Below are 11,804 nucleotides of genomic sequence, written 5' to 3' on the forward strand. Positions count from 1 at the left end.
TCCAGATGGCACACCATGGAACCTGGACCTTTTCAATCACTGCGGGCCATTGACCCGAACGGTGTCGGACATTGGCTTAGTGCAGAACGTCATATCGGGACCACATGCTTTGGATCACGACTCACTTCGTCAAATTGTCCACCTGCCGCCGGACCCGGAAGATATCCGCGGGTTTCGCGTCGCATATTCAATGGATCTCGGATATCGGCAGGTCGACCCGGACGTCAAGAGAAGTACACTCAATGCCTTAGACATATTTAGGCAACTAGGTTGTGACGTACACGAGGTAAAACTTGGCTGGACCGACGAAGTCGATAACGCATTCGGGTATTGGTTCAACGCGCTGCATGTAGGTCAAGGTCTGGTATGTCATGCAGCGGACCATCCAGATCTACTATCGAAAGATATGCTGCGGGTTGCTGCTATTATTCGAGAGGGCGCGGATAGCGCTGGAGTGATTTCAATGTTCGACGTGGCAAATCGGATGTACGCGACGTTTGGTCCTATTCTTGAAGAACATGACATTTTTATTTGCCCTACAATGACTGTTCCGGCAGTTGCTGCTGATCATCAGATGTTTTCTGATGACTTCTACATTAATGGCAAGAATGTCGACCCTGAATTTGGGTATTCGATGACACATCAATTCAATATTCTCCGTAACTGTCCGGTGTTGAGCGTTCCATCTGGGTTTTCTAGCAGCGGCATCCCGACCGGAATTCAGATAGTTGGCCGGACTTTTGATGACCTCAGCGTTTACCGCGCAGGTGTCGCCTTTGAGAAGGCACGCGGCTATTGGTACGGATCAGAAGAGTTCAGGCCAAAACTCACCCGTGGGGGCGATCCAGCGTTTTGAAGCTTGTTCAGTAAGTCAAACTGCGTCGTGCCGATCCAACATGTGGCGAAAGCCAGTAAGTAGTGCACTGAGATCGTCAGCGCTCGTCGCGAAGGTTGGACCAAGGGGGAGGACCGCTTTTCGATAGGCAGCATTGCCCGCAGCGACCGCCCAGAGCTTGCCGGCATCTTTGGCGATCTGTGCGATGCGAGTCATATCCGAGATATCGTCCGATCGAGCTGCAAACACACCTCGCCCGCGCGCTAGAGATAGGTCGGCAGGTCCGATGAATAATCCATCGACGCAGTCGAGTCGTGCGATCTCCAGAGCATCTTCGAATGCTTCTGCAGTTTCAATCATCACGTAGCACCGGCGTATCTGGTTCTCCATCGCAATGAATTCATTAGTGGCGGCACCATACAATTGCGTGCGGCTGTAGCCGAGACCACGGGTGCCCCGCAGAGGGTATTTAGAATACGCGGCGGCATTGCGCGCATGGGCAAGATCACGTATCTGCGGAAGAATGACGCCGTTCGCGCCGATATCGAGCGACATCTGGATGCGGGGCTGTGTCGATTCGCTGACCCGCACGTATGTCTCGAGGCCAATTCCATTGCAAAATGGGACTAGCCGATCAAGCGCGTGTTCGTCCAACGTGCCATGTTCCATGTCGAAAACAACAACTAGGTAGCCGACAATTTTGGCAATTTCGCAGGCTTTTTGGTTGTCGCTTTCTAACCAGAATGCGGGTCTAGTTTCCATCTCGTTTGATCTTTTCGCTGTCAGTTAGAATTTAGTTCAGACTTCGTCTTACATGTTTTGACAATGACTGGGCTGCTTCATCCAGATCTTTGCTCCGATAGTAGATCATGATGGCAGCCGGAGGTAGCTGCGGGAGCGACAACTCGCTACCGATGATACGCAATCCTTCGGTTACCTCAGATTGCCCCATTATCGTTATTCCGAGGCCGGCGATGACGGTCGCGCGCACCCCCGCCATGGTGCTGCTGAGGCAAGCTTGAGTCCAGTGCATTCCGATTCCTGCCAGCGCCTCTGCCGCGGCGCGGCGGTAGAAGCAGGGATCGGGCAGGAGTACAAGGGGCAATGGCGGCTTCAGCGGTACCGGCACCGCGCTGGATCCTACCCACACAAGGGGCTCTAACCACAGCGACACCCCCTGCATGAAGTCAGGCTGACCCGCTACCACCGCCATATCGAGGCGCCCCAACATCAAATCATTGACCAGCTGGTTGCTGAGGCTGACTTGGACTTGCGGGCTGGTGCTTGGGAAGACTTTCAAGAACGAACGCAATACGATTGGTAAACGTGAATGGCCAAGCTCTTCCAGAATTCCAATTCGTACACGGCTTCGTATACTGGGTGCGGCAAGCCTGGAAACGGCCTCATCGTGCATTGCAAGGATTTGATGTGCATAGCTTGATAGGGTAATTCCGGTTGCCGTTAGGCTCACGGTCCCGCTGCGCGAACGCTCAAAGACGGGGTTGCCGACCCGGGCTTCCAGCCGCTTGATCTGCAAGCTGATTGCCGGTTGGGTCCTATTCAGGAGTGCCGCAGCCTGGGAGAATCCGCCCGTTTGCTGCACGAACAGGAATGCGCGGAGGAGATCGATGTCGAGATCGCCGTTGAAAGCCCCCATCATCTTATAATCATCTCTTATGAGCAGAGACATCATTATCAATTTGCCATAGGCGCGTCTATCGCTATCTTGATCTAAAAATTGCAGGAAACGCCCAAGAAGAGGGAAGTGACAGGGGAAATTGGTGCTCAGTTCGAGAACCACAGCACGACTGGGTTTGGCGTTATTCTTGCTTCCGCCACTGCTGACACTTGTTTTGCTGTTTGTTCTCCCGATGGCGCTCATGGTCGCCTACAGCTTCTGGTCGGTCGACGACAATTACCAGCTTATCCAGAACGGCAATCTCGATCAGTACGCTAAGGTCTTTGAGAACCCGATTTATCTCATGACGCTGTTGAGCTCAGTGATCATGGCTTTGCTGACCACTATTTTTTGCGTAATCCTCGCGTTGCCGTTGGCGTGGTTCATATCGCGGTCGGTCAGTGCACGCTGGAGGGTGTTGTTCATCGTCGGGCTCATCCTGCCTGGCTGGGTTAGCCTGCTCATTCGGACATATTCGATGAGCCTCGTGCTAGGCGAGGAGGGATTGCTCAATTGGAGCCTAGCTGTGGCCGGGGTGACGGAAAGCCCTATCCAAATTCTGTTTACCAAGCCTGCCGTGGTGATAGGACTGGTCAACATCTACCTGCCATACACTTTTGTGCCGATCTACGCTGCCATAGAGAAGCTCGACGATTCAATCCTCGAGGCGGCAGAGAATTTAGGCGCCGGTGTGTTCCGTCGACTATTCAAGGTCATTCTGCCGCTTATCATGCCTGGCATTGTCGCTGGCTGCATCATTACCTTCATACCAGCCCTTGGCGAGTATCTGGTTCCAAATCTTCTGGGGGGTCTGCAAGGGACGATGTACGGAAACCTTATCGCGACGGCCTTTCAAGGTTATAATTGGCCGCTAGGCTCCGCGTTGTCGGTAGTTCTGCTGCTGGCGATATTCGGATCTTTATTCCTGTTGTCGCGATTTGCCGACGTCAGTCGCAGCTTGCTGGCCGAGCAATGAAGAGGAGCTCTGTCTCAATCAGATGGCTCTTCGCGAGCTTCGTGATTATCGTTTATGCATTGGTTTATCTACCAATTGCGCTGGTTGTCCTGACAAGCTTCAACGAAGCTGCAATCACAGCACTACCAATCGAGCACTATAGTCTTAAATGGTATGGCGCCCTGCTGGAGAATACACGCACCCTGAGCTCGCTCTGGACCAGCATTCGGCTTGGCGCACTATCTGCCTGTATTGCCACTCTGATCGGGCTGATGGCGGCGCTCTCTGTGGTGCGTTACCGATTCCCCGGCCGCCGCCTATTTTTAGCGCTCATGACTTTGCCCATGGTTGCGCCTGGGATCGTGCTAGGAGTCTCGTTGCTGATGTTCGCACGATATGCCGGCTTTAAGACCGGCTTTACGGCTCTGCTACTTGGGCACACCTTGCTTGCCCTGCCATACTGTACGTTCATCATTGTTTCTAACCTTGCGCGATTTGATAGAACGCTAGAAGATGCTGCCCGGGGCCTCGGCGCCAGCGAACCGCGGGTCCTTTGGAGCGTAACCCTTCCCAATATTATGCCGGGCTTGGTTGGCGCGTTGCTGTTCGGATTCACGGTCTCAATCGGCGAATTCGTCGTCAGCTTCTTCTTGACCTCTGCTGGCACTACGACTCTACCGATTAGAATCTATTCCATCGTCAAAGTGGGAATTACACCAGAAATAAATGCCGTTTCGACGCTGATCCTTGCGGCGACTTGCTTGCTGACGGTCGCTACCATTCGTCTAACTTGGTCTCGCAACAAAACTTGAAACAGAAGTACGGAAAACAGGGAGGAAACCATGATTCGACGCTCGTTACTTTTTTGTGCAATCTCGGCGACCATCGGACTTAACGCGGTCGGCGCACTAACTACTGCCCAAGCCGATGATACTATCGGAGGCGAAATCAACGTTCTGAGTTGGGGAAACTACATCGACTTTGCAATTCCAGGCTTCGAAAAGAAGTATGGTGTCAAAGTCAATATCGACTATTACGGAGACGAACAGGAGGCAATGAACAAAATCCGGGCGGCCGGACTCGGAACCCATGACATAGTATTCCTAGGCGCTGGTTTCGAGGATGTCGCTCTTAAACAAAACATGCTGGCCGCACTCGACATTGCCAGAGTTCCATCCTTCGCTGACGTGTTTCCAAAATTGAAGAAGGCTAAAGCGGACGGTAAATACTATTGCGCCACTTACTCGTTCGGGCTCAATGGTCTGATTGCTTACGATCCAGCTAAAACGGGAGGACCAATTACATCTTGGGCGGATGTTTATTCCGCAAAATACAAGGATAGAATTGGTAAGATCGATAAGTCCAATGAACAAATCTGGCGCACGGCTTTGAGCCTCGGCTACACCTACGGCCCGCTGACTGACGATCAATGGAAAGCAGTCGAAACCAAACTGACTGAGAACACCAAGGAAGTCAGGACAATCTATGCTCACAATGATGAGATGGCACAACTTCTTGCAAATGGCGAGATCTGGATTGGTGATTCCGATGACGGAAGCTATCGCCAAGCCATCGCGAAAGGTCTCAAAATTGCGCTCGCTTATCCGACAGAGGGCATGACTGCTTGGTACGACGGACCCTGTATTATCGCCCAAGCGCCCCATGAAGCAGCAGCATATGCTTTTGTGAACTATATGCTGAGCCCGGAAGTGCAAGCGCAACTTCCAAAGCAACTCGGATATGCTCCGGCGAATGCCAAAGCAATCGACATTTTGGACGCCAAGACAAAGGCTGATATGGGGATCGATGAGCTAGTAAAGAACATGGACAAGATCCAGTTTCAATACAACCTCGGTGCGGACTTCGATAAACGAGCGATCGAAGTGTGGGAACGTGCAAAGGCGGCAGCCGCTCACTAACTGACGGTGACTGGGCTGACATTCTTCAAGTCGGCCCAGTCACACTCCAAACTTGGTATGAATACATGGCCCTGGAAGTTCATTCTCTCCGAAAGACCTTCGGTTCATTCGACGCCGTCAAGGGTATTTCCTTTGAATTGAAGACCGGCAATGTCTTGAGTCTACTAGGACCCTCAGGTTGCGGTAAGACGACTACACTCAGAATGATTGCCGGTTTCGAACTGCCAACAGAGGGGCAAATCTTGATAGGCGGACGAGATATCACGAACATAGCGGCGCGGCACCGCAATATCGGCATGGTTTTCCAGTCCTATGCTCTTTTTCCGCATCTTTCAGCGGCGGAGAATGTGGCGTTTGGCCTTGAGACGCGTCACGTAAATCGAGCTGACCGCGAGCGCCGCGTAAAGAGGGTCTTGGATATCGTCCGGATGAGTGGGTTCGAGCCTCGCATGCCGAAACTGCTGTCGGGCGGGCAGCAACAGCGCATTGCACTTGCCCGCGCCCTAGTGATAGAGCCAGATTTGTTGTTGCTGGATGAGCCTTTGTCGGCACTCGATTTGAAGCTTCGTGAAGAGATGCGAGATGAAATTCACCGTATCGTTCGAGAACTTGGGATAACCACCGTTTTTGTAACTCATGATCAAAGTGAAGCGCTGGTCCTTTCCGATGTAGTTGCGGTGATGAACGCGGGTGTGATCGAGCAGATGGGTAGCCCGCAGGAGATCTATCGTGCACCAACGACGCGATTTGTCGCTGATTTCATTGGCGGTGCTAATGTCCTTGTGGGCCAGCGAAGCCCGGATGACCCGGTGCTCTTTGTCGCTGATGCGGGGATAAGTATTCCAATCCAGCGCGGAGGTTCTGCGGTTGCTATTGCGATCCGGCCAGAAGATATTCGGATCTTGCCGCTTGCAAAGAGTCCAGCCTGCGGCCCAAGTGCGCGTGTCAACATCCGGCGCTCTCGATTCCTCGGCAATCTAATCGAGTACACGGTTGTGACCATTAGTGGTCACGATCTTACGGTGCGTTCCGATAGCCGGCATGCCTTCGGAGAGGGTGAATCCGTTGACGTGGTGTTTGACCCGACGCGCCTGGTCGTTCTGTCCCGCTAATATTTGAGAAGACCCTCATGAAGATCACCGGTGTCGAGACTTTCTGCCTACATTACCGAATGCCTTATGCCTTGACCTATGCGCGGGGTGAGTACCAGGACCGGGAGGCACTCTTGGTGAAGGTCCACACCGACGAACCTGGGCTATTTGGCTGGGGCGAGGCCGCAATGTGGGGTGGTCCCTGGGCGACAAGTGTGGCCGTCATCGAAAAGGAGATTGCACCACTGATTGTTGGTCTCGACCCGAGGCAGCCCGAATTCATATGGGAGCGGGTCTATCAGCAGACCTATTATCATGGACGTAAAGGTATTCTTCTTGCCTGCCTGTCAGGCATAGATATTGCGCTGTGGGATATTTTGGGCCGATCTATGCGCCAGCCGGTCTGGCGATTGCTCGGTGGCTACGGCCGCCCACTGCGGGCCTATGCCTCATCTGGATACTATCGCCGCGGTTACTCTAATGCTGATCTGGCCAATGACATCGGCAAAGTGCGTGAAGAAGGGTATCTCGGCTTTAAGATGAAGGTTGGCAACATCGTCAATTCGGTACACGCGCGAACACTCCATGAAACACCGCTGAGGGTGAGCTTCGACGAGGATATTGCTAGAGTGAATACTGCAAGGCAGGCGCTGGGTCCGGATCTAGACCTGATGTGTGATGCGACAACATCGTTAGACCACAAAATGGCAATGCGCTATGCGGACGCTTTCGAAGCGCTCGAAGTGCGCTGGTTCGAGGAGCCGACTCAACCTGAGAATATTGTGGGGTGCGCAGAGTTGGCACGCCACACGCGCATACCAATAGCTGGATTTGAGACGGAGACGAGCAAATTTAATTTTGCTGCTCTTATGGACGCAGGAGCTATTCAAATCGTCCAACCAGATGTTATTCAAGTTGGCGGAATTACTGAGGCACGCAAGATCGCAGCCTATGCCCAGATGAAACATCTTCTATTCAGCTGCAAGAACTATAGCACCGCTGTCAGCTTGGCGGCCTGTCTCAGTCTCCTTTATGCGTTACCAAATACGGACTTTTTCGAATGCGATATAGATCCGTCGCCATGGCGGTCCGATATCCTGAAAAGTCCGCTCTTCGCCTTAGATTCGGGGTTAGTGACGCCATTCGATGGGCCGGGCCTGGGTCTCGATATCGACGAAGAGAAACTTAGAAAGTGGCAAGTGCAACCATGATTCTTGAAACATTCAACGATTGCTTGTTTGAAGGAAAGACGGCGCTTGTTACCGGATCCGCGAGTGGTATCGGTGCCGGTATAGCCCGTTGCTTTGCAAAACTTGGTGCAACTGTTCTGCTTCAGGATATGAACTCTGCCGGGCTGAGAAGCATGGCAAAGGACCTTGGCTCGGCAAAAGGCGGAGTCGCAATACTCGAGGGCGATCTGTCAACACCTGGGGTCGCTGATACAGTATTCGACAATGCACTTCGGATCAGCAACAAGATTGATTTTCTTGTTAACAATGCGGGGCGGTCATCAGCTGCTACAACGCAGGAAATAACCGAAGAAACGACCCAAGCTTTGATTGAGCTGAACCTTAAGAGCGTCATCTTTCTCTCAAAGAGATTCGCCGCTCATGCGCGTGAGCATTCTGGTGGTGGATCGATCATTCAAATTTCATCGACCGCTGGAATCGTTGGCTTCGAACGGAGAGCGGTTTACAGCGCTACTAAATTTGCGGTAATCGGCCTCATGAAGGTGTTGGCTCTGGATCACGCTCGCGATGGCATTCGAGTCAACGCCGTTCTCCCCCACGTGGTTGAAACCGAAATGTTCCAGAAGACCGCAAAGAAAAATGAGATTGATCTTTGGCGCGCCGGAATCCCCATGGGACGGTTTGCCACAACCGAAGATATTGGAGCCCTCGTCATGTTTTTGTGCTCTCCGGCTGCCGCATATCTCACAGGCGGCGTCTATCCGGTCGACGGTGGTGCGATGGCAGGGCCGTTCGGGGGTGATGCGTGACGATGATTCGACTGACCGGTCAACAGCCCGACATGGCATTCTGGCTGATGACCCCGAATGAGGATGCCTGCGAAATCGCATCATTACTCGGTTATGGCACGGCGATCATCGATATGGAGCACGGTACTTTTAATCAGGACAGCGCTGCACGCACAGTTACCATTTGTAGAGCGTTGCGGCTCCGGGCATTTACGCGTGTTGAGAGTGCTGAACGCGTGCCTATCCAGCATGCATTGGACTTCGGCAGCGACGGTGTGATCTTGCCGCAGATCAAGGATCTTGAGCATGCAAAACATACCACGAGTTTTGCTAAGTACCCACCTTTAGGCGGACGGGGATTTGGAGGAGGCAAGACTGTAAGCTATCTGCCGGCACCCCCGCACTTTGTAGAGGCCGAAAATCGGCGGGTTTCCTGTTGGGCCATGATTGAAACCGCCACAGCGCTGGCCCAGGTTGAAAAAATAGCGGCTTTGGAAACGGTGGATGGCCTCTTTATCGGTCCAAACGATCTTTCATTGGCCCGGGGACGAGGCGAATACAAGGCTGACGGCCGGGACCATGACGACATTGCCCGAATTGCCAAGGCTGCGGCCGCGCGTAAGAAGCCTTGGGCGATGCCGATCGCCAGCCGGGACGACCGAGATTTTGCTTGCGGGTTGGATATAGCTTTCATGGCCATCACCGATGATCGAACGTCTCTCCGAGACGGGTTGGAAGCAAATCTGCGCAATCTTGAGGGACGCTGATTCTAATGGAGGTCTTCGACTTCATCGTTGTCGGTGCCGGGTCGGCTGGCTGCGTTCTGGCAAATCGCCTGACCGAGTCATCGAAATTTACCGTCTTACTGTTGGAGGCCGGCGGTAGAGATTGGTCACCAATTCTAAAGATGCCGGCCGCAACCGATTTATATGGCATTGGGAATCCTAAGTACGATTGGCGCTACATGACCGAACCAGATCCTAGCCGCGGGAACAGGCCGGATCTTTGGCCCCGCGGCAAGGTACTGGGCGGGAGCAGTTCGATCAATGCTATGGTCTATATGCGTGGCCAAGCCAGCGACTACGACAGTTGGGTCAAACTCGGGAATTTTGGCTGGTCATATGAAGATGTTTTGCCATATTTTCGTCGCAGTGAGACCAACGAAAACGGCTCCAATCATTATCGCGGTGACGAGGGACCGTTGAGGGTCTCTAATGTGCGAACCATGCATCCGCTGGCTGATCTTTTCATCGCCGCAGGCCAAACGCTGGGAATGCCATACAATCCGGACTTTGCTGGCGCCACACTCGAGGGCATAGGTCCAATTCAGGCGACACAATATCGTGGATGGCGGCACAGCGCCGCAGATGCCTACCTGCGGCCGGCCAAACGTCGACCCAACCTCTCCATCCGAACGCGCGCCACAGTTGCGCGCGTTGGTTTCGAGGACCGCCGAGCTACAACCGTTGAATACGCTATGCCGGATGGGACGCGGCATTCTGCTAGAGCGCGTCAAGAGATCGCGTTATGCGCCGGTGCCATTGCCTCGCCGCAACTACTGCTGCTCTCTGGCATCGGTCCTGGCAATGAGCTGAGACAGCACGGCATCGACATTGTGCACACGCTGCCAGGTGTAGGTCGGAATCTGCAGGATCACGTAGGAGCTTACCTGAACTATTTGGTAGACCAGCCCACTTATAATTCTGAACAAGGGCTAATACGACAAGGACGGCATGGGTTAAACTGGCTCATGTTCGGGCGCGGGCCCGGAACCACGCCGGGTGCACTAGCAATGGCCTTCGTGCGTTCCGCACCGGACAAGGAAGTCCCGGATCTCCAGCTACATTTTACGCCTGTAGGCTACAAACTGACACCGGACGCTTTGATTATTCTAAAGGAACCGGCCGTTACCGGAATACCCAATGTAAACCGGCCATTTAGCCGAGGTTGGCTCGAACTGAGATCCAACGATTTTCGTGCGGCTCCACGAATAGAGCCGCGACTCCTCGACGACGAGCGCGATATAGAGGTGCTCACAAGAGGGTGTGAAATAATTCGGGAGATATTCTCCGCGGCGCCATTGGCTCAACATGTTCGAAGGGAACTCGCCCCAGGCCCATCTACCAAGTCACGCGAGGATTGGGCCCAATATCTTCGGAGAGAGAGCATAACAATTTTCCACCCCTGTGGTACCTGCAAGATGGGGGTGGATCAATCAGCTGTGGTCGACCCTGAGCTGAAAGTCCGAGGCGTAAATGGACTAAGCGTCGTAGATGCCTCGATCATGCCGCATCTTGTGAGCGGTAATATCAATGCACCAACCATTATGATCGGCGAAAAAGGTGCCGATCTTTTATTGAAACGCAGCATGGAAGGAGTATCCAATGGCCGAGCAGTACCCGCGATTTGATCTTACGGATCAAGTCGTGTTGGTGACAGGCGCCGCCCGCGGTATCGGTAGAGCAACCGCCCTAGCCTGCGCTAATGCCGGAGCCGATATCGCACTGGGTCTGCGTGAGAGATCAACCGCAGATTCGCTGGTCGCTGAGATCCAATCAATGGGGCGGCGCGCATTTGCTGTTCAAATGAACCTCCTCGAGTTGACAGAGATATCCGCGGCCGCAGTTGAAGTGAAGCGTCATTTCGGTCGGATAGATGTCCTTGTGAACAATGCTGGCCTCGGCCCAGAGAATCCGGCCGAAGACGTTACAGAGGCGGATTTTGATCTGACCATGGATGTCAATGTCAAGGGTACGTTTTTTGCGAGCCAAGCCATTGGTCGAATCATGATTGGGCAAAAAAAGGGTAGCATCATCAACCTGAGCTCTCAGGCTGGCTCCAACGTTCTTCCCGGCGAGTCGATATATTGCACCAGCAAAGCAGCAATCAATCATCTTACGCGCTGTCTTGCCAACGAATGGGCACGCTTCGGCATTCGAGTGAATGGGATAGCGCCAACTTTCATCTGGACCGATGCGACGCGGACATCACTGGAAACCGCGGAGTTCCACCGTCGAGCCATAGAGCATATCCCTCTTGGTCGTATTGGCGATCCGCATGACGTGACTGGTGCTGTTGTATTTCTGGCCTCGCCGGCCGCATCATTGATTACCGGAACGATAATGCTCGTTGACGGTGGCTGGTCAGTCGCTTGACTATTGTGATTAGTTGGACGCAACGCAGCTGGATTTAGATATCTACGACAAGCACCGCCTTCCAGTGGGCCGGACCGTGGACACTCCTGCTCCCCAGCACGAAGCGGGTTTCCGCTTCCCGGAGAAGACCGGAGGTGTCCCCCGCTGACTGTTCAAACGAACCGAGCCACTTCTGTAAGCTCAGACACCGCAG

12 protein-coding genes are annotated in these 11,804 nt (G+C 53.4%); 10 read left to right on the forward strand and 2 right to left on the reverse strand.

Features of this window, described 5'->3' with window-relative positions; all coding sequences use genetic code 11:
- Positions 1-856 (forward strand): amidase family protein (locus WCJ41_RS17095; protein WP_336907045.1); only part of this gene is annotated, 856 nt, incomplete at its 5' end.
- Between the two features lie 15 nt (positions 857-871).
- Here WCJ41_RS17095 and WCJ41_RS17100 read toward each other — a convergent pair.
- Complete coding sequence (locus WCJ41_RS17100) at positions 872-1,597, reverse strand: aldolase/citrate lyase family protein (RefSeq protein ID WP_336907046.1); 726 nt, start codon at positions 1,595-1,597, stop codon at positions 872-874.
- 31 nt (positions 1,598-1,628) lie between these two features.
- Positions 1,629-2,717 (reverse strand): LysR family transcriptional regulator, encoded by a 1,089-nt coding sequence (locus tag WCJ41_RS17105; RefSeq protein ID WP_336907047.1) that lies wholly within the window; start codon positions 2,715-2,717, stop codon positions 1,629-1,631.
- On the opposite strand from WCJ41_RS17105, the gene WCJ41_RS17110 reads away from it, so the two are divergent.
- The 9 genes from WCJ41_RS17110 to WCJ41_RS17150 all read left to right on the forward strand — a co-directional run bounded on the left by WCJ41_RS17110 (position 2,707) and on the right by WCJ41_RS17150 (position 11,611).
- Entirely contained in the window at positions 2,707-3,489 is a 783-nt protein-coding gene (locus WCJ41_RS17110; RefSeq protein ID WP_336907048.1) for an ABC transporter permease, read from the forward strand. The genes WCJ41_RS17105 and WCJ41_RS17110 overlap by 11 nt on opposite strands.
- A gap of 41 nt (positions 3,490-3,530) precedes the next feature.
- The gene (locus WCJ41_RS17115) at positions 3,531-4,280 is read left to right on the forward strand and encodes an ABC transporter permease (RefSeq protein ID WP_336907049.1); all 750 of its coding nucleotides are present in this window, start codon (positions 3,531-3,533) and stop codon (positions 4,278-4,280) included.
- Positions 4,281-4,310: 30 nt separating this feature from the next.
- Entirely contained in the window at positions 4,311-5,387 is a 1,077-nt protein-coding gene (locus WCJ41_RS17120) for a spermidine/putrescine ABC transporter substrate-binding protein (RefSeq protein WP_336907050.1), read from the forward strand.
- 65 nt (positions 5,388-5,452) lie between these two features.
- Positions 5,453-6,499 (forward strand): ABC transporter ATP-binding protein, encoded by a 1,047-nt coding sequence (locus WCJ41_RS17125; protein WP_336907051.1) that lies wholly within the window; start codon positions 5,453-5,455, stop codon positions 6,497-6,499.
- 17 nt (positions 6,500-6,516) lie between these two features.
- Positions 6,517-7,689: a mandelate racemase/muconate lactonizing enzyme family protein gene (locus WCJ41_RS17130; RefSeq protein ID WP_336907052.1), complete on the forward strand. Its 1,173-nt coding sequence runs from the start codon at positions 6,517-6,519 to the stop codon at positions 7,687-7,689.
- A complete protein-coding gene (locus tag WCJ41_RS17135; protein ID WP_336907053.1) occupies positions 7,686-8,477 on the forward strand; it encodes an SDR family oxidoreductase in 792 nt (263 codons plus the stop codon). Before WCJ41_RS17130 ends, WCJ41_RS17135 begins: the two co-directional genes overlap by 4 nt.
- A 2-nt stretch (positions 8,478-8,479) precedes the next feature.
- Positions 8,480-9,223, forward strand: a complete 744-nt coding sequence (locus WCJ41_RS17140; RefSeq protein ID WP_336907054.1) for an aldolase/citrate lyase family protein — start codon at positions 8,480-8,482, stop codon at positions 9,221-9,223.
- A gap of 5 nt (positions 9,224-9,228) precedes the next feature.
- Positions 9,229-10,866, forward strand: a complete 1,638-nt coding sequence (locus tag WCJ41_RS17145) for a GMC family oxidoreductase N-terminal domain-containing protein (RefSeq protein ID WP_336907055.1) — start codon at positions 9,229-9,231, stop codon at positions 10,864-10,866.
- On the forward strand, positions 10,841-11,611 hold the full coding sequence (locus WCJ41_RS17150; RefSeq protein WP_336907056.1) for a glucose 1-dehydrogenase: 771 nt from the start codon (positions 10,841-10,843) through the stop codon (positions 11,609-11,611). Before WCJ41_RS17145 ends, WCJ41_RS17150 begins: the two co-directional genes overlap by 26 nt.
- The last annotated feature ends 193 nt before the right edge of the window (positions 11,612-11,804 follow it).

This window comes from Aestuariivirga sp., assembly GCF_037139295.1.
Classification (GTDB): Bacteria; Pseudomonadota; Alphaproteobacteria; order Rhizobiales; family Aestuariivirgaceae; genus Aestuariivirga.

Bases quoted from the DNA above. Each gene is read 5' to 3' on its own strand.
- WCJ41_RS17100 (WP_336907046.1), bottom strand. From the start codon at position 1,597: ATGGAAACTAGACCCGCATTCTGGTTAGAAAGCGACAACCAAAAAGCC.
- WCJ41_RS17110 (WP_336907048.1), top strand. From the start codon at position 2,707: ATGGCGCTCATGGTCGCCTACAGCTTCTGGTCGGTCGACGACAATTAC.
- WCJ41_RS17105 (WP_336907047.1), bottom strand. From the start codon at position 2,717: ATGAGCGCCATCGGGAGAACAAACAGCAAAACAAGTGTCAGCAGTGGC.
- WCJ41_RS17120 (WP_336907050.1), top strand. From the start codon at position 4,311: ATGATTCGACGCTCGTTACTTTTTTGTGCAATCTCGGCGACCATCGGA.
- WCJ41_RS17125 (WP_336907051.1), top strand. From the start codon at position 5,453: ATGGCCCTGGAAGTTCATTCTCTCCGAAAGACCTTCGGTTCATTCGAC.
- WCJ41_RS17130 (WP_336907052.1), top strand. From the start codon at position 6,517: ATGAAGATCACCGGTGTCGAGACTTTCTGCCTACATTACCGAATGCCT.
- WCJ41_RS17135 (WP_336907053.1), top strand. From the start codon at position 7,686: ATGATTCTTGAAACATTCAACGATTGCTTGTTTGAAGGAAAGACGGCG.
- WCJ41_RS17140 (WP_336907054.1), top strand. From the start codon at position 8,480: ATGATTCGACTGACCGGTCAACAGCCCGACATGGCATTCTGGCTGATG.
- WCJ41_RS17145 (WP_336907055.1), top strand. From the start codon at position 9,229: ATGGAGGTCTTCGACTTCATCGTTGTCGGTGCCGGGTCGGCTGGCTGC.
- WCJ41_RS17150 (WP_336907056.1), top strand. From the start codon at position 10,841: ATGGCCGAGCAGTACCCGCGATTTGATCTTACGGATCAAGTCGTGTTG.